This is a genomic window from Sphaerobacter thermophilus DSM 20745 (genome assembly GCF_000024985.1).
Classification (GTDB): domain Bacteria; phylum Chloroflexota; class Chloroflexia; order Thermomicrobiales; family Thermomicrobiaceae; genus Sphaerobacter; species Sphaerobacter thermophilus.
This window is the reverse complement of the sequence record NC_013524.1, coordinates 290,295-314,514: the sequence shown is the minus strand read 5'-3', so window position 1 is coordinate 314,514 and position 24,220 is coordinate 290,295. Positions and strand designations below refer to the sequence as shown.

General features: G+C 66.4%; 18 protein-coding genes. 5 read left to right on the top strand and 13 right to left on the bottom strand.

The window, feature by feature from the left end; genetic code table 11:
• The first annotated feature begins 142 nt into the window (after positions 1–142).
• The 3 genes from STHE_RS13660 (at position 143) to STHE_RS13650 (ending at position 4,295) form a co-directional block, all read left to right on the top strand.
• Positions 143–1,663 carry a YifB family Mg chelatase-like AAA ATPase gene (locus STHE_RS13660; protein WP_012873178.1) on the top strand — a complete coding sequence of 507 codons (1,521 nt, stop codon included), beginning with the start codon at positions 143–145 and terminating at the stop codon, positions 1,661–1,663.
• Positions 1,664–1,715: 52 nt separating this feature from the next.
• Positions 1,716–2,459, top strand: a complete 744-nt coding sequence (locus tag STHE_RS13655; RefSeq protein WP_012873177.1) for an MltR family transcriptional regulator — start codon at positions 1,716–1,718, stop codon at positions 2,457–2,459.
• Between the two features lie 459 nt (positions 2,460–2,918).
• On the top strand, positions 2,919–4,295 hold the full coding sequence (locus tag STHE_RS13650; RefSeq protein ID WP_012873176.1) for an NAD(P)/FAD-dependent oxidoreductase: 1,377 nt from the start codon (positions 2,919–2,921) through the stop codon (positions 4,293–4,295).
• Between the two features lie 153 nt (positions 4,296–4,448).
• On the opposite strand, the gene STHE_RS18165 is transcribed toward STHE_RS13650, so the two are convergent.
• Both STHE_RS18165 and STHE_RS13640 read right to left on the bottom strand, forming a co-directional pair.
• Positions 4,449–6,179 (bottom strand): serine hydrolase domain-containing protein, encoded by a 1,731-nt coding sequence (locus STHE_RS18165; protein ID WP_012873175.1) that lies wholly within the window; start codon positions 6,177–6,179, stop codon positions 4,449–4,451.
• 752 nt (positions 6,180–6,931) lie between these two features.
• Positions 6,932–7,486 (bottom strand): nitroreductase family protein, encoded by a 555-nt coding sequence (locus STHE_RS13640; protein ID WP_012873174.1) that lies wholly within the window; start codon positions 7,484–7,486, stop codon positions 6,932–6,934.
• 255 nt (positions 7,487–7,741) lie between these two features.
• Here STHE_RS13640 and STHE_RS13635 point away from each other — a divergent pair, with 255 nt between their 5' ends.
• Positions 7,742–8,317 (top strand): deoxycytidylate deaminase, encoded by a 576-nt coding sequence (locus STHE_RS13635; RefSeq protein WP_012873173.1) that lies wholly within the window; start codon positions 7,742–7,744, stop codon positions 8,315–8,317.
• 167 nt (positions 8,318–8,484) lie between these two features.
• On the opposite strand, the gene STHE_RS13630 is transcribed toward STHE_RS13635, so the two are convergent.
• From STHE_RS13630 to STHE_RS13605, 6 genes are all read right to left on the bottom strand, one after another.
• Positions 8,485–9,837, bottom strand: a complete 1,353-nt coding sequence (locus STHE_RS13630) for an FAD-dependent oxidoreductase (protein WP_012873172.1) — start codon at positions 9,835–9,837, stop codon at positions 8,485–8,487.
• A gap of 95 nt (positions 9,838–9,932) precedes the next feature.
• A complete protein-coding gene (locus STHE_RS13625) occupies positions 9,933–11,039 on the bottom strand; it encodes an ABC transporter ATP-binding protein (protein ID WP_012873171.1) in 1,107 nt (368 codons plus the stop codon).
• 43 nt (positions 11,040–11,082) lie between these two features.
• Positions 11,083–11,835: an HAD family hydrolase gene (locus tag STHE_RS13620; RefSeq protein ID WP_012873170.1), complete on the bottom strand. Its 753-nt coding sequence runs from the start codon at positions 11,833–11,835 to the stop codon at positions 11,083–11,085.
• Between the two features lie 68 nt (positions 11,836–11,903).
• Positions 11,904–13,586 (bottom strand): dihydroxy-acid dehydratase domain-containing protein, encoded by a 1,683-nt coding sequence (locus STHE_RS13615; RefSeq protein WP_012873169.1) that lies wholly within the window; start codon positions 13,584–13,586, stop codon positions 11,904–11,906.
• A 10-nt stretch (positions 13,587–13,596) separates the two neighbouring features.
• Entirely contained in the window at positions 13,597–15,318 is a 1,722-nt protein-coding gene (locus STHE_RS13610; protein WP_012873168.1) for an ABC transporter permease, read from the bottom strand.
• 91 nt (positions 15,319–15,409) lie between these two features.
• Positions 15,410–16,627, bottom strand: a complete 1,218-nt coding sequence (locus STHE_RS13605) for an ABC transporter substrate-binding protein (RefSeq protein WP_012873167.1) — start codon at positions 16,625–16,627, stop codon at positions 15,410–15,412.
• Between the two features lie 368 nt (positions 16,628–16,995).
• On the opposite strand from STHE_RS13605, the gene STHE_RS13595 reads away from it, so the two are divergent.
• Positions 16,996–17,850, top strand: coding sequence for a methylenetetrahydrofolate reductase (locus STHE_RS13595; RefSeq protein WP_012873166.1), 855 nt, complete (start codon positions 16,996–16,998; stop codon positions 17,848–17,850).
• A gap of 103 nt (positions 17,851–17,953) precedes the next feature.
• On the opposite strand, the gene ligM is transcribed toward STHE_RS13595, so the two are convergent.
• The 5 genes from ligM to STHE_RS13570 form a co-directional block, all read right to left on the bottom strand.
• Positions 17,954–19,351, bottom strand: coding sequence for a vanillate/3-O-methylgallate O-demethylase (gene ligM, locus STHE_RS13590; protein WP_012873165.1), 1,398 nt, complete (start codon positions 19,349–19,351; stop codon positions 17,954–17,956).
• Between the two features lie 284 nt (positions 19,352–19,635).
• Complete coding sequence (locus tag STHE_RS13585; RefSeq protein WP_012873164.1) at positions 19,636–20,658, bottom strand: amidohydrolase family protein; 1,023 nt, start codon at positions 20,656–20,658, stop codon at positions 19,636–19,638.
• Positions 20,659–20,783: 125 nt separating this feature from the next.
• Positions 20,784–21,503, bottom strand: a complete 720-nt coding sequence (locus STHE_RS13580; RefSeq protein WP_012873163.1) for a cysteine hydrolase family protein — start codon at positions 21,501–21,503, stop codon at positions 20,784–20,786.
• A gap of 49 nt (positions 21,504–21,552) precedes the next feature.
• The gene (locus tag STHE_RS13575; RefSeq protein ID WP_012873162.1) at positions 21,553–22,929 is read right to left on the bottom strand and encodes an ABC transporter substrate-binding protein; all 1,377 of its coding nucleotides are present in this window, start codon (positions 22,927–22,929) and stop codon (positions 21,553–21,555) included.
• 94 nt (positions 22,930–23,023) lie between these two features.
• Positions 23,024–24,190 carry an ABC transporter substrate-binding protein gene (locus tag STHE_RS13570; RefSeq protein ID WP_012873161.1) on the bottom strand — a complete coding sequence of 389 codons (1,167 nt, stop codon included), beginning with the start codon at positions 24,188–24,190 and terminating at the stop codon, positions 23,024–23,026.
• Positions 24,191–24,220 lie beyond the last annotated feature (30 nt).

Genomic DNA, 24,220 nt, shown 5'->3' with positions numbered 1-24,220 from the left:
GGGCTGTCCATGGGCAGCCAGGCACACCACACTCTTGCATCCAGGATCATCATGTCCGTGCTATACTAGGCTCATTGACCGCAACAATTGATTGCTCGATACGCCAACGTTGGCCGGTGGGACGTCCGCGGGAGGGGGAGCGGTGCTGGCGACAGTGCTGACGTGCGCCGTCATCGGGCTCGACGGCGTGCTGGTCGAGGTTGAAGTCGATTGCCGGAGCGGCTCACCCGGCCTGACGATCGTCGGCCTGCCGGACGCCGCCGTGCAGGAATCCCGTGAGCGGGTACGCGCCGCCATCCGCAACTCCGGCGCCCGCTTCCCGCTGGGTCGCATCACCGTCAACCTGGCTCCCGCCGATATCCGCAAGGAGGGCCCGGCGTACGATCTGCCCATCGCACTCGGAATCCTCTTGGCCTCAGGCGAGGTCGTGGCCGACCTGAGCGACACACTCGTGATCGGAGAACTCTCGCTCGACGGCTCGCTGCGTCATACGACCGGGGTGCTACCCATGGTCGGCGTGGCACAGGAGCACGGACTGCGACGGGCGTTCGTCCCCGCGGTCGATGCCGCCGAGGCGGCCCTCATCGAATCGATCGAGGTCATTCCCGTCGCGACCCTGGCCGACCTGATCCGGCACCTCACTGGGGAGCAACCGATCGCGCCGTACGTGAACGGCACAGCTCCCGAGAGCGACGACGTGCCCGAGGCCGTGGTCGACCTGGCCCACATCCGCGGGCAAGAGCATGTCAAGCGCGGGATGGAGGTCGCGGCTGCCGGGGGCCACAACCTCCTCATGACGGGCCCTCCCGGTGCCGGCAAGACGCTGCTGGCCCGTGCCATGCCGGGCATCTTGCCACCGCTGACGCGGGAGGAGGCGCTGGAGGTCTCCAAGATCTACTCGGTAACCGGCCTGCTCCCGGCCGACCGCCCTTTGCTGCGCCAGCGGCCTTTCCGCGCACCGCACCACACCATCAGCTACGCCGGACTGGTCGGCGGCGGCACCTGGCCCCGTCCAGGGGAGATCACCCTGGCGCACCGCGGCGTCCTGTTCCTGGACGAGCTCCCCGAGTTCAGCCAGCGCGTGCTGGAAGTCATGCGTCAGCCGCTGGAGGACCGCATCGTCACCATCTCTCGCGCCACCGGAGCCATCACATTTCCAGCATCGTTCATTCTTGTCGCTGCCATGAACCCCTGTCCCTGCGGCTTTTTCGGCGACCCGGCAAAGCCCTGCACCTGCTCGCCCACCGCCATTACCCGCTACCAGAAGCGCATTTCCGGCCCCTTGCTCGACCGCATCGACATCCACCTGGAGGTGCCCCGCATCGAGTACGAGAAGCTGGCCGACCGCCGACTCGGCGAGCCCTCCGCCGCGGTACGCGCACGCGTCGAGGAGGCCCGCGCCATCCAGGCTCGCCGCTTCGCCGGCACCCGACTCCACCTCAACTGCGACATGGGACCGGCCGAGATCCGCGAGTACTGCCGCCTGGACGAGACGGGCGAACGGCTGATGCGAGCCGCCGTGCAGCAGCTCTCCCTCTCGGCCCGCGCCTACCACCGCGTGCTCAAACTAGCCCGCACCATCGCCGACCTCGCCGGCGCCGACGACATCGCCCCCGCCCATCTCGCCGAGGCACTCCAGTACCGGCCGAAGGAGATGGGGTAAGACGACTGATGTCCATAAGACGCGGATCAGGCGGTCTATGAGGAGGACGAGGATGTGTGTTGAAACAGGTCGCACGATAGCCATGAACCTAGATGACTTGTTCGCGTTACTAGATCCATTCTTAGATCAGCTTCTTCCGGAAATCTCTTCCACGTCGCCAGAAGAGATGGAACAGATCTTGAACGAGGTCTTGGCATCCACGGGCATTGGCTATGTGGAAGCACCGCTGGACGTAGCTCGTTTCCGTCTCAACCTTAACCGAGAGAGCGATCGCGGTTGTGCTCTTATGGCAGCAGCCTACTTGGACACCGCATTGATGGAGTTGTTGCAACGATTCTTTGTCGACGATCAGAAAGCATCCAAGCACATTCTGGACGGAACGGGCGTTTTATCGTCATTCGCGGCTCGTATCGAGCTAGCATACCTAATAGGTTTGATCTCACCCAAGCTGAGGGAAGACCTCAACCGGATCCGACGCATTCGAAACGAGTTCGCTCACACGTCGTCCGAGGTCCGATTCGACGACCCCGAGATCGCAAAGCTATGTAACGACCTTTATCACGATCCGTTGGTCAACCAACTCCCTCGGTCCCCGAGGGCGAAGTTCATCACGGTATCGATGAGTGTCTTAGGAGCGATTCACGCGACAACCCGTACCACCGAACATCGACCAAAGAAGAAGAATCTCGACCTGAGCCAACCAAAGGTGGTTGAACGAATCCAGGAGCTCATTGCCGCTGTCGATGAAGCGCTAACGAAGCGTCTGGCGAGCAAGCGGAACATCGAGGCGTCATAGCTAATCCGCGACACCGCTGAGCCCCCGGCTTACGCAGACGGGACCCGACCTCGTTCTGAGGATCGCCAGCCCCGGTCGAAAGAGGGTGACTAGCACAGCAGCACCAATCCGGCGCGTCACGAAACCGGACGACACGATGACAGACATGCGGCATCGCGCCGCGCCCGGCACCACGGCAGGTGGGCGCGTCAGGGTACGATCGCCGCACGTACGCCAAAGGTTTGACAGCGTTGCGCGAGCTATCTACCATGGGCCCGCGCTCTCGGGTACGCACACCAACGGCGTTGTGCTGCAGCCAACGGGTACGGATCGACGATGCCGTCAGGACGAAGGATCGCGAGCACCCGCGACGCCGTCCCGGTGTATCTGCGTGGGTCAGGCAGCTCTTGTGGCCGCGAGGGCGTCACGAAGTCGGTGCGGTCCGGGAGAGATTCCGGGCCTCGGGAGTGAGGAGATCGGATGCGACGGAGCCGTTGGATGGGGATCGCCGGGGCCGCGGCGGTTGCCCTGCCGCTGGTGGCCGCCGATTGGAAGCCGCGTCGCCGGGTGGAGATCGCGACCGAGCCGGAGCGGGCACCGAGCTACTGGATGTGCACTATCCCGCCGCTGCCCAAGTTCCCGCGGCTGGACCGCGAGCTGCAGGTCGACGTGGCCGTGGTCGGCGGCGGCTTTACCGGGCTGGCAGCAGCCTACTACCTGAAGAAGCTCGAGCCGAGCCTCCGCGTGGTTCTGCTGGAAGCACAGCGGTTCGGATCGGGTGCTAGCTCCCGCAACTCCGGCGGGGTTCGCGCCCGGTTCCGCGGCCACGACCCTTCCCCGAGCGCGGCACGCGGCTACCAGCTCCTCCAGACCTTCGCCGAGACCGAGGGGATCGACTTCGATCTGGCCGAGGGCATCCCATGCATCACCCTGTACTCCGCTGCGCAGCGGTGCCCCAATCCCGATCTCACCGGCGACGAGCTTGCCCGCGAGATCGGCTCGCCCTTCTATGCCACGGCGGAGGTCTCCACGGCCAACTGGTTGCACCCGGGTAAACTCATCGCGGGTTTGGTGGAAGCGAACCAGCGTCGGGGCACTGAACTCTACGAGTGGTCGCCGGTCGTGCGGATCGACCGCGGGCGGTCGATCACGCTGCACACGCCCGGAGGGCGTGTGACGGCCCAGCACCTCGTGCTGGCCACCAACGGCTACACGCAGCAGCTTGGCTTCGCGCGGTCCGTCCTGTTGACGATGCATCACCGCGTCATCGTCACTCGGCCGCTGACCCCGGCGGAGTGGGAGCGAAGCGGTCTGGAGCGCTGGCCGTTCCGTCTGGAGGCTGGCGGCTACTACACCCACACGGTCCGCTCCACGCCCGACCGGCGGTTCTTCTACCGCCACGTGCTCGGGCACCGCGCCTTCGAGGGGACGAGCTGGCAGATCAGTGAGCGAGAACGCGAGATCGGCCGGCGCGAACTCCTGCAGCGCTACCCGTGGCTGGCCGGCGTGCCGATCGAGTACGAGTGGCACGGCGTCACCGCGCGCACGGCCGATTGGTGGCCCGTCTCCGGGCAAGTCGACGAGAACATCTACGTTGCGGCGGGGTACAACGGGTCAGGGGTGATGCCCACCCACTTCTTCGGGTTTCTGCTGGCGCAGAGCATCCTGGGCAACCCGGACCCCGATCTCGCGCTGCTGCGTCCGCCACGGACCCACCCGCGGCTCCCGGGTGGCTGGCTCCGCCACCTTGCCTTCCAGGGATGGATCGAGTACCGCCGCTGGCGCGGCAGCCGCACCCCGGCCGCCCAGGCGGAGTCAACCGGAGCGACGCCCCAGCCGCTCGACGTCGCTGTGTGAGAGAGAAGAGCGATCGGAACCGTCAGGAAAGAATCACACCGAGAACCTGGCCAGTGAACGCGCTATGGGGCCGCCCGGGGATGGATTCATCCCCGGGCGGCGCCAGGTCATCAGACCCCGACTACCGGCGCACGAAGGCTTTTCACCGTTTGATCACTGGACCACGACCTCCGACGGGTACTCGCGGTTGATGATGGACATGATCCCGGCGGCCACCGAGTGCGCCGGCCACATCAACTCCTCGGTCGGGATATCGGAGTTAGCCAGCGTGACCAGGCTGAGATCGAGATCGGGTCGGTACAACATCACCGTGTCGTAGCCGAACACCGTGCCGTCATGCCCCAACCAGCCAAAGTCATTCACGATACCGAGCCCGTACCCGACCTCCGGCACGTCGGGCACGACCTGTACCCAGGTGAGCTGCTCCGCGTGCATTTCCTCGCTCACCAGCTCACCCGTCGCCAGGGCGCGCGCCCACACGCGGAGATCATCGGCGGTCGAGATCATCTGCCCGGCCGCATAGGCCCAGGACGGGTTCCAGTTTGTCGCGTCGCGGATCTCGGGCGGCAGCCCCTGCCACGTCACGCCGCGGGCGTACGGTTCGGGCAGCGACGCGTCGTCCGGCTCCGGGAAGGTTGTCTCATCGAGCCCCAGCGGTTCGAAGATCCTCTCCTGGTACAGATCGCGGATGTCCTGGCCGGTGACGGCTTCGACGATCAAGCCGAGCATGACGTAGTTGGTGTTGGAGTACTCCCACCCCGCGCCGGGTTCAAAGCTCGGCTCCATCTCGATCCCGTAGGCGACGATCTCCTGGGGATCAAAGACGCGCTCCGGGTTGGCGAAGAAGTCTTCCTGCCAGCGCGGGTTCAGTGTGAAATTGCCGATGCCGCTGGTCATGTTGAGCAGCATGCGGACCGTGATCTGGTCGCCATAGGTGACACCGTCGAACCACTGGTCGATGGTGTCGTCGAGGCTGAGCTGGCCCTCGTCCACCAGTTGGAGGATCAGCGTGGCCGTCATGGTCTTGTTGACGCTACCGATCCGGTGGTGCGTGTCGAGGTAGTAGGGCATTCCGGTGATGGGATCAGCAACCCCAATTGTCCCGAGCCAGTCCCCTACGTGCGGCGACCAGACGCCGGCCAGGAAGCCGTCGGCCTGGTGATCCTCCATGGCCTTCCGGAGGGTGGCGTCGAACTCGAGTTGGACACGAACGGCGAACTGCCCGTCGTTGGTGTTCATCTCGGCGCCGAGGCGCCCGAGGAGCACAGTCCCGTCCTCGTGCAGCTCGAAGCGCGCGCGTTCGAACCACTGGGTCAGGACGGTGTCCCCATCGGGGTTCCGCTCCATAGCCGGCGACGTGATGGGATAGCCGAACAGGGCCAGCGACTCCCGGAAGGAGATCCCCTCGTCACCCAACTCGAGGCCGTGGCTTGACCAGTACTCCCAGAACTCAGGAGCGATCGCATGCCCGGTGACATCCATGTAGTACGGCTCGCTGGGGTCCGCCTTGGGGAGCTGCGTCCAATCGATCCCCCGGGCTTCGAGCACATTGACCCCCAGACGGCCGAGGAGGATCTCGTACGGCGTTCCCTCATTCTCCGGGTGGTATTCGAAGCGCTCGCGCTCGTAGTACTGAACCTGATACTGCGTCAGCGTGTCCCAGTTGAGCTCCTGGAACGTGTCGGTCACCGGAAGCCCGAACACTTCCAGGCCCCCGTTAGCCTCCCAGTACTCCAGGAAGTTGCCGCAGATCTGGTGATCCGTCTCGGCGAATGCCCGGCACTGCTCATCCTCCTGCGCGCTGGCCGCGGCCGGCGCCGTGAACGCCGTCAGCAGCAGAACGAACAGCGCCATGACGCGAACCGCGAGACGTTTCTGTGTCACGTCGCACCCCCTTACTCACTAGCCTCGCAAGTAATGCGAGGATCGCCGTCACGGCCACTGTAACACAGGTTTTTCTGTGCCCATCTCGACACGGCTCGTCTGGAGGTCCGATTCGCAATTGTCGTGACATGCTGAACCACCGCGCGCGTGGCACGGCCGTGTAACCTGGTGCTATCGCCCACGTCTCAACGTGGTAATTGGCGGGCTCGTTTGCGGCGATGTGGGGCAGCGGAGTTGTCACAGGAGTTCGACGGCACAATCCGGTACCTGGTGACGACGTGAGCGCGGGGTCAGGACCGCCGTCATGAAACAGAAAGTCGATGGAGTGCGGTAGGGGAGGAGGGGACCCAGATCCAGGCGAAGAGTTCCACACCGTCAGGCACGTGCCCGGGGGTGAACCTCCAGGCTGACAAGGGGAAGCCGGCTAAAGCCGGCTGCAATCGCAGCTGAGCTCAGATTCTCATGACACGGTGTCCGCCGCTCGACCTGTGCCCGGGGACAATTCCCCGGGCGAGGAGTCGAAGCCCACTGAAGGAACTTGGGACGCCGCGCCCGGTGGTGGGCCAAACCGGATACGCCTCCATGAAGCCATCACCAGCCCGCTTCAGCGGGCTTTTCTTTGTCAGCCCGGGGATTTAACCTCGGGCACGGGCCGCGGCCTGAGAACCTTCTCGCCACCAGTGCCGGGCACAGACGGGGGCCTGCACGTCCGCCGCCAGACGCCCCACAGCCGCTGTCCGTGCCCGCCAGCATCACGCGCTGGTCTGGCCGAACCGCTCGTAGCTGACGATCTCGGAGATTGGCTTGCGGCCGGCCCGCGCGGGGTTGGGGCGGGGATCTCGAATCGACTTCGGATACCCGATAGTGACAACTGAGCGGGCCGTGCGGTCATCCGGGATGCCGAGAATCCGCTTGGCCTCAGCCTCCTGCGACGCATCGCCGAACCAGGCGACCCCGCCTCCCAGTCCGAGGATCTGTGCCGCGATGAGCAGGCGCTCGGTGACGCGGCCCTCGTCGTATGCCTCGCTGAGTTGGCTCGCCCCGTCGAGCACGATAGCGATGGCCATCGGCGCGTCCGCAACCCAATTGATCGGGGGACGCAACTGGCTGATCCGGCGCAGGGTCTCCTTATCACGAATCACGATGAAGTGCCACGGCTGGGTGTTGCGGGAGCTACCCGTCCACCGAGCGATCTCCAGCAATTGGTCCACGGCCTCAGCCGGAACCGGGTCCGGCCGGTACTGGCGAACCTGGCGCACCTTTCGGACCTGCTCCAGCACCGCGCCCGCCTCCGACGTTACTCCCATGATGTCGATCTCCTCTCATATGCACAGTGCACGAACCGTGGTAGGGAGCCAGCTCCATGATACGGCACGTGCCCCTGACCACGGGTTCCGTGTCGCACCCGCCCTCTTCTTGCGTCAACGTCGCAGCGCCTATCTCCGCTTCCCGACACCGTGTCCCCACCCATGGTCGTCAGGCGTTGTGTCTGGGTTGATCGCGTATTATCGACCCCAGATGCAGATGGTTGGGATGGCATGAGCCACATGGGAGGAGCCCGGATGCCGAGCAAGGAGACGTCCCCGGCAGAGCGGATGGCGCGCGACGAGTACTACATGCGGCTCGCGATGGCCGTGCGGGAGCGGGCCAGTTGCCTCGGCAGCCGCGTCGGGGCGGTGTTGGTGCTCCAGGACCGCGTGATCGCCACCGGCTACAACGGCACGCCGATGGGGATGAAGAACTGTGATGAGGGTGGCTGCGACCGCTGTGCGCATCCGGAGCGGTACCCAGCGGGTCAGGGATATGACGCGTGCATCTGCGTCCACGCCGAGCAGAACCTGCTCCTGACCGCGGCTCGCTTCGGCATCGCCGTCCGCGGGGCGGTGGTGTATACCACGATGCAGCCCTGCTTCGGCTGCCTCAAGGAGTTACTGCAGGCGGAAATTGAGGCGGTGTATTACCTCCACCCGTGGCAACCCCCGGCCCACCTCCAGGAGCAATACGAGCGCATCCAGCAGGCGATCCCCCATGGCATCCGGCAGGTGAACATCCCAGACGACCGCATAGCCTGGGCGATGCCGCGGCGAGTCGCGGCCGAGACCGGCCACGCGGCACCGCCAGCCACCGACGCAGAGTGACACGCCGGCGCGCACGACCCGAGGGTGTCAGGACTGCCTGCACCAGGCACGTTCATCCCACTGACGGCAGCGGCTCCGTCACTTGGGAGATCCGTCCCGACACGCTCCCCGAGTCGGGTTGAACGACGATGCGGTGGCTTGGCACCCGGCCTTCCTGCGACGAGGTGCTAGGCGCCGGATGCGCTCGTCCCGCCATCGGGCGGCCACGGCCACTCGCCGTCCAGGTTGGGCGCGACGCGTTCCTGAACCTTGCCGGCGTCGACGTCGTGGAGACTCGAATCGCTCCACAGGGCGAGATCGATGCACTCAGCCGCAGCCACCGCCGTGGCCATGCACGGCCCCATGACCCGGACGCTGGAGAGCGCAAACGGATCGGCGTCGATGCAGCGCCCGGTAGCGATCAGGTTGTCCGCCTCAGCGTGGAGGAGGGAGCGGAGCGGGATGTAGTGCACGTGGCCATCCGGGAAAGGCTCCCACCGGTAGCCCGCCGCGGTGTCGTGGAGCTCGATCGGCCAGGCCACGCGGGCGATCGCGTCGGGGAAACGCACCCCTGCGTTCACCTCATCGACCGTGAGCATGTGCATACCCACGATCGACCGGGTTTGACGGATGCCGGGGTGGCCGAGGCTGCGCACGTGGGCGCGCCCAAAGACCTCGGGGTACTCCGCCTTGAGCAGCGCGATGGCTCGCTCCACCTGCTCGCGACCCTCCAGACCATGGTGCCAGAATGCCACCGGGTCGAGCGGCGTTTCGACGTGCGTGACGTTGAGGATGGCAACCTGCCGGGAGGGCAGCAGGAAGATCACCCCCTCCCGCCGTGTCAGACCGTACGCCTCACCCCGCTCACGGATGAGCCCCTCGGCGTGCTGGACGACCGCTCGCGTCTCAGCGGGGTCGCCGCAGACCACCCCTTCGAGGACGCACATCTGGGTGCCATGGATGGCCATGGTCGGCTCGCGGCAGGCCAGGCCAGCGGTCCACGCAAGCGCCGCGTCCCCGGACGCGTCGACGAAGGCGCGCGCGGCGATGCGGCAGGCGCCGAACCGCGTGGCGACGTCCACGGCCCGGATGCGCCTGCCGTCCAGATCGGCTGCGGTCACCACGCCACCGAGGATGATCTGCACGTCACCAGCCCGCAGCATCTGTTCGAAGATGCGCATGGCCGTAACCTCGTCGTAGACCACAGTGTTGGTACGCGCCCGCCGCGAGTATTGGATGTAGCAAGCGTCTTCCCGGGCCAGGGCATCGAGTACCTCGGTAGCCAACACCGGGGAAAGCAGGAACGGATTCGGCCCCGCCGAGAAGAGGCCGGCGATGGTGCCGATCGGCACACCGACGGCCTGCCCACCAATCCAGGTGCAGGAGTCGACGAGGGCGACCCGGTGCCCGCGTCGTGCCAGCATGATCGCGGCGGTCGTGCCGCTGATCCCTGCACCGACGACGCAGACATCCGCCTGGACGGTCATGCCCGGTGTGTCGCTGCGCCGTACCGTGCGAACGGCAGACACGCTCTCGGCCATGTCATCTCCCTGTCGCATCCGCCGGCCTCGGAAGGGACCGAGGGCCGGCCGCGAGCCCGCCCAACGTAGAGATTCGGTCCCCGAAGTGATGGGGATCAGCCCGTCGTCGCCGTTGCGGGTGTGGCCGCCACTGGGCCGACGACGCGCAGGAACCCCGGCTCTCCCACGAGCAGCACGTCCATGCCCTCCTGCAGCTCGGCCGGCGTGTAGAGCTCGAGTGCGACTCCCTCCCAGAGCCGCACCCGCGCGCGCCATCCCCAGCGCCCCGAGAACGCGACCCGCTCCACGAACGCGGGGAGGGCTGCCGCGGGCGGCGCCTCCGACGGATCTCTCGGCTGCCACACGCGCAGCTTCCCCGCGTCAAGCGCGATCTCAACCGGCCCCTCGGGGAGCGCGTCGGGCACCGCGCACGGCACACGGGAGCCATGAATCTCCAGCGCCGCCTGGCCGCCCTCGCGGACCAGCTCCCCCTCCAGGACTTTCAGCCCGAGGAAGTGGGCGACGGCGGCGTGCTGCGGGGCGTCGTAGATCTGCTTCGCCGACCCGACCTGGAGGATCTGACCCGCGTTCATGACGGCGATGCGATCTGAGATGGCGAACGCCTCCTCCTGATCGTGCGTCACGTAGAGCGTCGTGATCTGGAGTTCCTGCTGCAGCCGGCGAATTTCATCGCGGACCTCCCGGCGCAGGTCGGCATCTAGATTCGAGAGCGGCTCGTCCATCAGCAGCAGCTTCGGGTGGGCGACGATGGCCCGGGCGATCGCCACCCGCTGCTGCTGGCCCCCGCTCAACGCCGTCACCGGCCGGGAGCTGAGGTGGGCCAGGCCGACCATGCGCAGCGCCCAGTCCACCTGCTCCGGGATCTTGGCCTTGGCCCACCCGCGCGACTTGAGCGGGAACGCCACGTTCTCGAAGACCGTCATGTGCGGCCACAGCGCGTACGACTGGAAGACAAAGCCAACGTCGCGCGCCTCCGGGGGTAGGAACACCCCGTCGGCGTCGCTCACCACCTGGTCGCCGATCCAGACGCGGCCGCTTGCAGGACGTTCGAGGCCGGCGAGCACCCGTAAGAAGGTGGTCTTGCCACAGCCGCTCGGGCCGAGCAGCGCGAAGAACTCCCCGTCCTCCACGTCGAGGTCGACCGGTTGCAAGATCGTGACGTTCCCGATCCGAACGGTCAGTCCGCGCACGCCTACGCGCATGCTCGCTCCTGTCGCAAGGTCGTTCAGACGTGGTCAGTCGGCGCTAGCCCTGCCGCCGGTAGCGCTCCGGGTAGCGGTTGAACTCCACGATCGTCGTCAGCTCGTGCAGGCTCTCAATCTCATAGTCCGCCGGCACCACCCCCGGCGTGTGCGTCGCCCGCGACAGCCGCCCCTCCTTGCGCCGCAGGTGCGCCGCGATCATCCCCGTCGCCATCGCCCCCTGGATGTCGAACACCGGCGCCGCACAGTAGATCACATCCCGCGGCTCCAGCCCCATCTTGTTCAGCACCCAGCGATAGGTCCACGGGTTCGGCTTGTGATAGCCCGCCTCATCCGTCGTGGCCACCAGGTCCGGCTGGAAGCGCTCGAACTTCTCCACGTACATGCGCAGGTACTTCGCTTCCACGTCCGAGTAGATGATGATCTTGACCCCCAGCTCTTTCTGCGCCAGCAGCGCCGCCTCGGTGTCCGGGAACAGCGGCACCTGCTCCTGCAGTTGCTCGAACACCTGGATGTCGGTCGCGGCATCCCCGTCCACCCCGTACTGCTGGAAGGTGTCGGCCAGGGCGTTCTTCATCGAGACCCCGGTGATGGGGGTGTACTGGCCGAAGGCGGCGATGCGCTGATAGCCCTCGAAGTTACGCACCCATCGCTCGACGAAGTCGTCGACCGAGGTGTCCAGGCCGTACTTCTCGATGTAGGCTCTGGCAGCCTCGCGCCAGCTCCAGGCCCAGTCGAACAGCGTCGTCTTCGAATCGTAGAAGATCGCCCGCGGCCAGCGTCCCACAATCGCCATGCGTTCCTCCTTCTCGACGACTTCTAAGCGAGGACGACTAATCCGCACTGCTCTCAGACCCGGCCTCGTTAAGGCTCCACGATGTTCCCCTTTCGCAGATCTGTGGCTAGCCGCGCGTAGACACCGAGCCAGCCGTCCGGCAGGGATTCCGGCCCCTGATATGGCTCCCGACGCCGGAGCGTCGCTTCGTCCACCAGGAGATCCACCCGCCTCGCGCTGAGATCCACGACGATCTCGTCCCCGTCCTGCACGCGGCCGAGCGGTGAGTCCGGACTGACGGCCTCGGGCGTCACCTCAGCGACCACAAGCCCCTGATTGACCAGACCCGAGATCTGCCCATCGGTGACGAGGGCCACATGGTCCACCAGCTCCGGTCGCGCCAGCGCGAACGCGGCGAACGATGCCATCCCCATGCCGGGTTGTCCGCGCGGACCAATCCCGCGCAGCACGACCACCGTGCCCGGCTGAATCCGCCCGTTTCGCACCGCATCGACGACGCGGTCCTGATCATGGAAGACCACGGCGCGGCCGCGGAATGGTTCGCCGCTGCGTTCCTGCACCCACGCCGTCGAGCGCACCAGCGCGCCGCGCGGGGCCAGCGTTCCTCGGACCGGCATGAGCGTGCTCTGGCGCCGGACCGGGGCCTCCAGCGAGGCGATGCACGATGACGTCTGGTCGGCACCCGAGCGTTCCAGAAGGGCGCCGAGGGGCTCGCCCTCGACCGTCAGCGCCCCGAGGTCGAGCATGGACGCCAGGCGCCGCAGGCACTCAGCCGCGCCGCCCGCCTGTTCGAGTTCCTCGATCGAGGTCGGTCCGTTGGGTCGTACCTCAACGAGGAGCGGGACACGATCGTATAGGTCTCCCAGCAGGTCGAAGATATCGACGTCGATCCGGCCTGCCTTAGCGATCGCCTGGAGGTGCTTGACGGCGTTGAGCGACCCGCCCGTCGCCAGGAGGAGCGTCGCGGCGTTCCGGAACGCCCCGGGAGAGAGGATCCGGCTCGGCCGCAGATCCTCCTGGACCATCTCCACCACGCGACGGCCGGCACGCTCGACGGTCTTCCACATCCGGGCGCTGTTCGCCTGGACTGGCGTGGTGCCGAACAGCGTCATGCCCAGTGCTTCCGCAACCATGTGCATCGTGTTCGCGGTGCCGAGACCCGAGCAGACGCCCGGTCCGCCGATCGCCTCCCGAGCACACTCAGCCAGCCAATCGCGGCCCTCGTCGGTCTCGTCCAGGACGTGGTGGACAGCGGAGACGAACACCTCTTCAATGTCCACCGGCTCACCCCGGCAGCAACCCGACGGCTGGTAGCCACACGCGAGAATGAGGGTCGGGATGTTGAGCCGTGCAGCGGCCATCAGATGCCCGGGAAGCGTCTTGTCGCAGGACGAAAGGCAGATCATCCCATCCAGGAACGCGCCCTCGACCATCGCCTCGATGTCGAACGAGATGAGGTCGCGCGCCGAGAGGATGTACCCGCCCCGGCCTCCGACACTGGTGATGAAGTCGCTCGGCGCGGTGGTACGGACCTCGAACGGCACCCCACCCGCCGCGCGGATGATGGGCTTGAGCCGGGAAGCGATCTGGTCCAGATGGCTGTAGCAGATCGCGAGTTCCGATGAAGAGTTGACGATCGCGATCTTGGGCTTGTCCAAATCCTCGTCCGCGAGCCCCAGCGCGTGCCACTGGGCGAGCCGGACGGCCCACCGCGGACTCCCCTTCGGTAACACGCTGCGTAAGCGCGGCATCGGATCCCCCTCACCGGCTGGTCGACCGCATCCGCATCTCGTAGCCCTGCAGGCGTCCCACCAGGTATCGGGCCGCCACCATCGGGAGCATGGCGAGGACGGACAACACGCAGACCTCTTCGATCTTGCCGACGCCCCACAGTTCGAGGAGCGCGGTGGAGAACACCGGTTGCCCCGGGGGCACCAGGAGCACCGACGTGCTCAGGTCGCGGAAGATCCCGACGAAGGCCAGGATCCAGGCGACCATGGCCGATGGCCAGATCAACGGGATCAGGATAGTCACGACGGTCCGAAGCCAGCCGCTTCCGGCGATCCGACCAGCCTCCTCGACGTCAGCCGAGATCTGCGAAAGCGAACCCACCATCGCACGCGCCGCCAGCGGCAGGACCAGGACCACGTAGGCGATCACCAGCCCGACGCGCGTCGCGTAGAGCGGGATGGGCGCGAAGGCGTAGAGCCAGAGGAAGCCAAGCGCGAGCACGATGCCCGGCACCGTGAGCGGGAGCCAGCTCAGGAAATTTAGGGTCACCCGCACCCATCGCGGGACCGTACGGCCACGGGCGATCACGTACCCGACCAGGCCGCTCAGCAGGAGCGCCAGCGTCGCCCCCGTCATCCCCAGGACCGCCGAGTTGCGCAGCGCCCGCAGGAGCTGGCCGTTGCTCAGGACGCTGGTGTAGTGGTCCAGGGTAAACCCCGCTTCGAAGACACCGAAGAACCGTGTGAACGAGCCCAGAACCAACTGGGATATCGGCAGGAACACCACCAATACGGTCGCGGCGACGCAGAGGAGGAAGGCTGGGATCTTCCAGACGCCGAGGTCGTACGAGCCCGCCTTGTACCCCCGGCCGCCCAGCACGGTGAAGCTCCGCCTGCCCAGCAGGTGCCACTGGTACCACGTCAGCGGCAAGACGATGAGCACCGAGAACACCCCCATTATGGACGCCATCGGGTAGTCGGGCGGCAGGCGGTTCTGCACCAGGTCGTAGATCTCCACCGAGATCATGTCCACACCGGCCTGAGCACCGAGGAGCAGGGGACCTTCGAATGCCTCGAATGAACGCACCAGGGAGTAGAGGAAGACCCCGGACAGGATCGGGAAGAGCAGCGGGACGACGATGCGGGTCAACACCCGAAACGGACGTGCGCCGGAGACACGCCCCGCCTCCTCCAGCGATGCGTCAAAGGTGCGGAAAGCGCTGGCGGCAAAGCTGAGTTGAAAGGCAACGCTGAACACCAGGAGGTACCAGATGACTCCGGCGTGCGAGTAGACATCGAGGACCTCGAACCCGAGTGTTTCCCGCGTGATCACATTCAGGAGCCCGACCCGCGGCGCGCCGAGCATGGCCCAGGCGACGGCCAGCATGATCGGCGGGAGATACAACGGGAGGGTGAGCACCGCCTCGAAGAAGGAGGCGCCCGGGAGGTTGGTGCGGCCCACTAACCAGGCCAGCGCGACCCCTCCGGCCAGGAAGCCGCCGACCACTGCCGCGGCAGCGATGACCGCTGTCTCCAGGATGACGATCCAGGCCGGTGAGAGCACGAGGCGGGTAATGTTGTCCAGCGTCAGGTTCCCCGGTGCACCGATGGGGGCATCCCGCAGGCCGCCGTAGGCGAGGAGCAGCACCGGCGAGACCGTCAAGACCGCCACAATCACCAGGAGCAGGACAGGCCCGGTGAGCAGGGTCGATGTGCGGCGGCGCGACTGCCTCATGATATCTGCGATCGCCATGGACCTCTCGCTCCCAGCGCGGCCGGCGGCGCGCCTCGCGAACCGGCGCGGGCCGCCAGCCGCGGTACCACGGTGAAACCGGCGCTGGGCCTTACTCCTGGAAGATCTCCGCGGCGAGCGCCAGACGCTCCTCGCTACGTGGCGGATCGGACGTTCCCAAGAGCGGGGCAGACAAAAGGTCTCGTGCCTCCGGGGGCGCCGCTTCCAGCGCGGAATCCACGACCGGACGCAGGTAGTTGGCGGCGAGATGCTCCTGGATCTTGTCGGACAGCAGGTAGTCGATGAAGAGCCGGGCCGCGTTCGGATGGCGCACCTCAGCCGGGATTGAAATGCCCTGGAGGACGAACGGCGCACCCGGTTCCGGCATCACGACCTTGACCGTCGGGACATCCTTCACCTGCGGGAAGAGGCCGAGGGCGAACGGAATCATGAGAGCGAACTCACCCCGCGCGACGCGGTTGGCCGAGTCAGCAATGTTCCGCGTCAGCACCGGCTCTTGAGCTGCGAGGTTCCGGAGGAACTCCTCCCCCAGCCCAACGAGGGCTGCGGAGAAGAACACGAACCCGCCGCCGATGGCCCGGGGGTCATCCATGATGATCTGGCCAATCCACTTGGGATCGAGGACATCCTCCCAGGTCCGGGGCTCTTCTCCCTCGGGCACCAAACGCGTGTTGACCAGAACACCATAGACCTGGATCGCTTCAAAGACCGCATACTCGGTCAGGCCGAATCCTTCAGCCTGCGCCATAACCTCCTCTGAGACCCGGGAGAGGTTGGGGAGATCCCCGATCGGCTGGACGGTCTTATCCTGGTTGATCATGAGCCATGCCTGCGTCGATCCGATCGTGACGAGGTCAGCCACAGGTTGGCCAGCCTGCTGCTCGACGCGGACGCGCTCCTGCCCCTCGCTGGCGCGCATGGCGGAGACGTCGACCTGGATCCCGTACTCGGCCTGGAACTCCTGCGCAGCGTACCCGATGGTGGGAATCGCGCCGCCGTGCCCGTCGTAGAGTACGAGCTGCCCTTCCTCGCGCGCCTGGGCGACGACCTCGTCCCAATCGGCGGTCGCCCCGCTCGCTTCGGGCGAGGCTTGGGCCTCTCCGCTCGCGGTGGGCGAAGGACCGGCTGTCGGCGACGCGGCGGCAGTGGCCGAGGCCTCCATCGGCGTGGGCGTCGTTTGAGCCGCGGCCTCAGGCGTCGGCGTCTCCGATCCGCCACCACACGCACTCAACAGGGCACCCGCCCCGAGGCTGACGAAGGAGAACGCACCGTAGCGCAGCAAGTCACGTCGCGATAGAGGTCGATCCACGTTGCCTCTTATCGTCTTAATGTGTTGTTGACCCCGGAGATTCGGCCACTGGCATTCTAATGGCGTCTCCCGAGCAGGTCAACCCGTTCAATCCACCAGAACTCGTGCGCACGCTGATTGAGCACCGACGCGCACGTAGGACTCCGTGGTAACTGGAGCCTCGTCAACAGGCGGAGCGGCATCCGCCCCCTGGGCCGGACGGCGTTGCGGGCGGGTCCGTGGTGCACCTACAATCGACGCGAACGTGCGAAGCAGCGGGTGACCAGGCGGCAAGTGTACGCCGGAGTGTGCCCGTTGCCGGAACGGTGCGTGCCGTTCGGCGATAGCCTGGGCGGCGTGCCCGACCGAAGCGGGAGGGGAGCTTACACATGGACAACACGTGGGCGTGTCGCGTCTTGGGAGACTCGCGGCTCGAGGTGCTCCCGACGATCACAGCCGAGAAGCTCGCCCCGCTCGTGCCACCCTCGATGAAGGTGACCGTGACGGTCTCGCCGGATCTCGGCATCGACGCCACACTCGCGCTTACGGCTGACCTGCACCGGCGTGGGGTCCGGGTCGTGCCACACCTGACGGCGCGGGGCATCGCCGGACCGTCCGAGCTGGAGCGCATCATCGCCAACCTGATGGAACTCGGCATCGATGAGGTGTTCGTCATCGGGGGCGACCCGGATCGGCCGGTCGGGGAGTTCGAGAGCGCGCTCGACCTGCTGGAGTCACTTGCGACCCTGCCGAAGCGCCCCAGCACGATCGGCATCGGCGCCTACCCGGAAGGGCACCCGAAGATCTCCGACGACGCGCTCATGTCCGCGCTCCTGGCGAAGCAGCGGTATGCCTCCTACGCCATCATGCAGATCAGCTTCAACCCGGAGGCGATGCTCACATGGATCAATGAAGCGACGGCAGCCGGTTTCACGCTGCCCCTCTACCTCTGTCTGCCCGGTACGATCCGCTTCGACCGGCTGGTGCGGATCGCGATGCGGCTGGGGATCGGCGCCTCGCTCCGCTATCTGGAGAAGCAGCGAGGCCTTGCGCGGTTCGTGCTGACCGGCGGGGCACGCTACGACCCCTGGGCCACCATCGGTGAGTTGGCTGAATCACAGGACGCCGCTCGCGACCGGATCATCGGCGTCCACTGGAGTACGTTCAACGCGGTGGAGTCCACCGTCAAGTGGGTGCAGGAAAAGCAGCGAGAGCTTGGGTGTCCGGGCAATGGCTCGGCGTAGGAGCCGCAGGCACCCACCCGAAGCCCAGCAAGTAGCCCAGTATGACGAGGCCCCGAGGGAGTACCCTCGGGGCCTGGTTCGTGTCTGCGGGTGACCGGCGCGGCTACTGACCGCGCAGCCGCGCACGGTACTGCCGCGCCGGCTCGGCATACGGCACCGGCCCGACCGTCGCCCGAATCTCGAACTGCCGGTGCGGCTCGATCGACGGCTTGCGCGAGCCGCCGTCCGGCTCGCCCCAGATCAGCGTCACTTCGGTGCCGGGCTCGGCGTACGCCTCGTCCAGCATCGCCAGCGACAGCATCGACCGCTCGTTCCAGCTATAGCCGCAGAAGGTGGAGATCCCCACCGTCTCGCCCTGCTGGTTCACCACCTTGTCGTACATCCAGGTGGCGTACTGCGACAGCGGCAGGTCGATGTACTTGCCGGGCGTGTCCTTCCCGAAGAGTGAGGCGAAGACCTTCGCCACATCCTCGCCGTTCCAGGCGAGCGTCACCTTCTTGCGGTGCGGCTGCTTCGCCATCTCCTCGAGCGCCTCGCGCCCGATGAAGTCGTGGTCGAACTTGAGGATCGACCCGTACCCCAGCTCCCACGGATCCAGGTAGTAGTCCTCAATGTTGTCCGAGACGAAGCTCCCGCCGATTGCGCCGCCACCCTCGTAGCTGGCCGCCGGCAGCCACTCGCGGTACGCCCGCAGCTCCTCGCCCGTGTACACCGCCGGCAGCGGCGACGGGATCCAACCCGACTCCAGCGTGTTGGTGGCGTACGCACGCGAGCCGACCTGGCGCAAGCCGAACTCCTTGCCGGCCTCGACGATCGCCGCCTTGACCTCCGGCCCGTGCTCAAACGGCCCAATCAGCTCGGCTCCGGCCACCCCGGACATCCCGTGGTGCAGCATCCGGACCTGGTGCCCGGCAATGTTGATCCAGCCCATGTGGAAGAACTTGACGTCCGGCAGCGGCCCGCCATTGAGCTTCTCCAAAATCTGCACCGCGTTCGGCCCCTGCACCTGGAAGCGGAAGGCCTTGCGCCGCCGGTTGGGGTCGCCCACCGCCCACTCGTCGCGCTCCAGTTGCACATCGTAGCCGCCCGTCTCGGCGTGGTACTGCACCCAGTTGTGGACCGAGGGGCGACCAACGAGGTTGAACGACTCCTCGTCGAGGTAGAACAGGATCACGTCGCCGATGACGTAACCGGCCGGGCTACAGGCGACCATCTGCTTTGCCCGCCCCGGCTTGAAGCCCTTGAAGCTATTGATCGCCAGCCGCTCCAGCAGGCGGAACGCATCGGGACCACTCACATAGAGGTCGGTCATGTGGTAGGAGAGGTCGAACAGACAGGCCGTCTCCCGCCAGGACCGCTGCTCATCACGCCAGTTGGTGTACTCCGGTTGCACCACCGGGTAGATCCGGGGGCCGGTCTGGTTGTTGTACAGGTACTGGGCGATGTTGGGCACGCTGTCAACGATCTCTTGCAGGGTCCTCGGTTTGGCTGTGGAAGTCATCGGTGACTGTCCTTTCCGTACTACCTGCCCGTGGGCCGGGCCCACGGTAACCGCACACCAACGGGTGCCGGTCAGCCACACATGGGCCGCAGGCGGCGGCACCCGCCATCGTGGCGCAGCCTCCGTGTCCCGGCGCAAGAGAACCACCACACGCGCGCAGCGCACGGCAGTGCCGGGAGGAACACCCCGTCCCGAAGCATCCCCGATGTCGGCCCGCTCCAGTGTAGGTGGCGTTCCGGACACGGTCAAGCGAGGCCGACCGGCCGCGCACGCGCCTCCCCGCGCTAGTCGGGCAAGCGCAGCCGCAGCAGCCGCCGGGCGTTGCCCTCGAAGATGGCCTGCTTGTCCTCGGCCGACGCCGTCATGTTCTCCACGACGCGCACGGTCTCGCCGATGAACAGCGCACCACCCTGCGGGTCGAACGGGAAGTCGGTGGCAAAGAGGACGCGCTCGGTGCCGAAGAAAGCGAGGCCGCACTCGGTTGCCGGGAGCGCCCCAAACAGCGCCGTGTCGGCGTAGAACCGGCGGAAGTAGTCGTAGGGCCGGCCCTGGAGCCGCTCCCGCGCTTCCAGGTCCTCCGCCTCGTCGGTGCGCCGGCCGAGCGAGTCGAGCCCGTAGCCGACGCGGCCCTCGAAGTACGGGACCATACCGCCCATGTGGTGAGTAATGATCTTGATGTTCGGGAAGCGGTCGAACAGGCCCCAGAAGACCATCCGCGCCATGAAGACGCTCGTCTCGTAGGGCCAGCCGAAGGCCCACCAGATGTCGTACTTGGAGCGTTCCTCCGTCCGGTAGTCGGGCACGTCGGGCTCGCGCGACGGATGCACCCAGATCGGGAGGTCGTGCTCCGCCATGAGGGCGAAGAGCGGGAGGTAGGCATCCTGGTCGAGCGGCGCACCGTTCACATTGGTGTAGATCTGGACCCCGGTAGCGCCGAGTTGCGTGATGGCGTGTTCCGCCTCGCGCACGGCCGCGTCTGGGTTGTTCATCGGGAGCCCGGCGATGAAGCCGACGAAGCGGTCGGGATAGCGATCGACCAACTCCGCCATGCCCTCGTTGCCGATCCGTGCCAGCTCCGGAGCCTTGTCCGGTGAGCTGAACGCCTCGATCGGCGGCCCGGGCAGGGACAACACCTGCACGTAGTCCTCATGTGGCTCCATCAGCCGGAAGCGCTCGTCCAAATCGTGCAGCGCAGCGATCCCCCGCACCCGCTTCTGCATGTAGGCCGAGCCCGCCGCCTGCTCCAGCATTGCTTGCCAGTAACGGGGCGGGAAGAAGTGGCAGAAGACATCGATCTTCAGCGGCACGAAACTCTGCTCCCTTCATCCGGGCCCGCGGCCCGCAGGACTGCCACCGGTCCGCGCTCACGGAACATCACCCCGCCGGGACCTGATGGGTTATGTCGAGATGATATTCCACTCCTACCGGTCGGTCATTCCGCACGCACGCCGGCAGCCAGTGCCTGCTCGACCGCCTGTGCGATGTTGTGCGACGTGGTCACCCAGCCGAAGAAGCTCCGGATGTTGAAGAGGCTTGCCTCCTGAATCTCCGGCGGGCCAGCCTGGTAGGTGGCATCCTGGACAACCACCGGCCAGTACTCGTGGAAGAAGGCGTCGCGCACGGTCGACTCCACACAGACATTGGTGGCGACGCCCATCACGACGACGTGCGAGATTCCGCGGGTCCGCAGCAGCGCATCGAGATTCGTTCCCGCGAAGCCGCTGTAGCGCGACTTGCGCACAACGAGGTCGCCGGGCTCCGGCTTCAGTTCATCAACGATCTCGGCGTCCCAGTCGCCCCAGATGAGGAGCTTCCCGCGTAGCTCTGGCTGTGCTGCCATCAGGCACAGCGCGAGTTCCTTGCGTGGGTTCGGAGACTGCGGACCACCCGCATTGGACAGGTCCGCGGTGTAGCCCATTTGCAGGTAGATCACCGGCGACCCGGCACGACGCAGGGCTGTCAGTGTCCGCTTGGCCGCAGCGATGGTTTCATCCGCGCGCGAGATGTCGTGCCCGGCGATATCGAGCATCCCGCCCTTCGACAGGAAGGCGTTCTGCATATCGACCACAATGGCCGCGGTGCGCCGCAAGTCGACCTCGATCGCCTCTGGTTCAGCAGGGATATTGACCCGCAGGCTCGTTTCCGGCTGCATTGTTCCCTCCTTCGCTGCACTAATGTCGCCTGCTTGACCCGCAACGGAATCAGCGACCGATCACGCCATTGCTGTCGATGCCCTCGATGACATCGATGATGGCGTTGACGTACTCCCCGGATTCGTTCTGCTCCACGCGTCGGACCTGCATGTCGAGGATCGGGAACCGATTCTCATCGAAGCGGAAGCGGCCGTGCGGCGAGTCGAACTCGACCTGCTCCATCGCTGCCGCGAGCGCAGCCTTGTCGCTCAATTCGCCATCAACGGCGCGCACCGCTTCGTCAACGATCGCGGCTGCCACCCAGCCGATCTCGTTGAAGAAGCCCGGGCTGGTATCGTATTCAGCCTGATAGGCGCTGACGAAGGCCGCGTTCGCGTCGTTCTCAAGGCTGGGTGTGTAAGGCAAGAAACTAATGAAGCCGAGAGCCGCTTCACCCTGAGACGGGAGGAAGGCCTCGTCCACCACATCCCCGGCACCCGTCAGCGGAAGTGCGTCCGTGAGCCCCATCTCGCCGTACTGCACCACAAACCGGATGGCATCCCCGCCCGAGTAGAAGACCCACATCGCGTCGAGGCTGGAGGGGTCTATTCTGCCCAGATACGGTGCAAAGTCGGTGGTGTCGAGCGGGGTGAAGGTCACGTCCGCGATGGTGCCGCCCAGCTCCTCGAAGCTGGTCTGGAAGGCTTCGGCCACCTTTTGACCCCAGACGTAGTCCGGGCACATGATTGCGACCGTACGGTAGCCAAGCGTCTCATAGAGGTACCGCGCCGAGGCGACGCCGAGCTGCGCTGGGGAGTAGGAGACTCGGAAGATGTTGGGAGCCGGGGGAGTGCCGCTCTCCTCCAACGTGCCCGGGATCGGGTAAATCTGAGGGACGCCGCTGCTGACGACCAGATCCCGCACGGCCGTCCCAACGGCACTGCTCAACGGCCCAACCATGACGTCGATCTGATCCCGCTCGATCAACTTGCGCGCCTTAGTGATCCCGGTCGACGGATCGGCCTCGGAGTCCTCGCGGATGACGGTCACAGGCCGTCCGGCGATCTCGTTGCCGATCTGTTTCAGGTAGAGCATGACCCCGCGCTCGACGTCCGCCGCTGGCTGGGCATAGACGCCGGTGAACGGGAGCAAGATTCCGAGTCGGATCGGATCGTCGGCTGCCTCAGGAGAGGACTCAGCAGCCTCGGTGGTCGGCGATGTGCTGGGCGTCGCAGCCGTCGAACCGGCTGAACCGGTCGAACCGGCATCGGTCGTGGGAGTGGAGGTCGTCTCCCCGCCTGACGTCGTGTCCTGGGTACCGCCGCAGGAGGCGAGCAGCGACCCGATGGTAACCGAGCTCAGCCCAAACGCGACGAGCTTCAGCGTACCACGGCGCGTCAGGCGGCGTTTCAGCGCCGAAGCCGGCTGATCCTCGTGACCAAGCATCCCCACCTTCCCTCCTCCCCGCATGGGCGCGGCGTGAGCACTCCGGTGGAATGGATGACCCATCACCAAATGCTCATCGCCGCGACGTCCGTACTTAGAGTTGCTGCATGGCCTCATCAATGTAGCTGAAGTCTACGAGTTGGTCCACCGGTACGGTCTGCTCAATCGCCCCGCGCGCGAGCCAGACCTCCTGCACCTGCTCCAGCGGCGCGGTGTCGAACCGTCCGTCCGCGCGCAGGCCGGGCCAGACCATCCGGTCGAACAGCGCGTCATCCTGGACCGGCGTGTACAGCTTGAGGATCTCGATGACCCGCCGCCGCTGGTCTGGGTCCTGCAACCCGTCGTTGTAGAACTGCAACCCGCGGAGGTAGGCGACCATCCAGCGCACCGCCAGGTCGCGGTCGTCTGCGATGTGCGGGCCGAAGAAGATCCCGGCAATGGGGAAGTCGTCCCCGATCACGTCCACCAGGGAGTCGCCCCGGAGAAGCGGCGCTGCGACGCCGAGCTGATCGATGGCGATCGCCGCGGTCGGCTCGACCAGTTCCGCCGCGTGGATCGCCTCGTTCTGCAGCGCAACCGGCATATCCGGGACGCGCATGACCACGATCTCGACGTCGTCGAGGGTCAGGCCGCCACTCTCCAGTACCCGCTGAGCCTCCAGGATGTCGATGCCCGAGTCGTTCGTGACGGCGAACCTCCTGCCGCGGAGATCGGCCACGGTGGTGATGGTCCCATCGTCGTAGAGATGCTTGGGCACGCCGATGGCGTGGAAGCCGAACCCGCGGCTCAGGGATCCCTTGGTGGCCACTGCGGGGACGCGAACCCCCTGTGCCACCGCGTTGAGCAGCGCGGCCGAGAAGGAGCCGCCGGAGATGTCCAACTGCTGCGTGCTGAGCAGCGGGATCGTTTCGCCTGCGGTGCGCGCCGCGGTATCGAGTTCGATCTCGATGCCGACTTCCAGGAAGTAGCCTTCCTCCATGGCGATGAAGATCCCGGCGCCCGACACCGCGCCGATCGTCGTGACACGGAGCGTGCGCGTTGCCTGCTGCACCGTCGGGGTCGCGGCGGGTGTCGGCGTGGGATCTGGAGCAGGGCTTGCATCGCTACTCGCGGACGCCGGCGTCGGTTCCGGCGCCGAAGTCGGGTTCGATGCCGGAGCTTCCGGGGTCGGTTCCCCGCCACCGCACGCCGCCAGCAGTCCTCCGGCGAGCGCGCCACCCCACAGGGCGAGAAACGATCGTCGAGTGAGTCGTCTGGGCATTCGTCGCTCCCCCCAATGGTCTGCCCACAA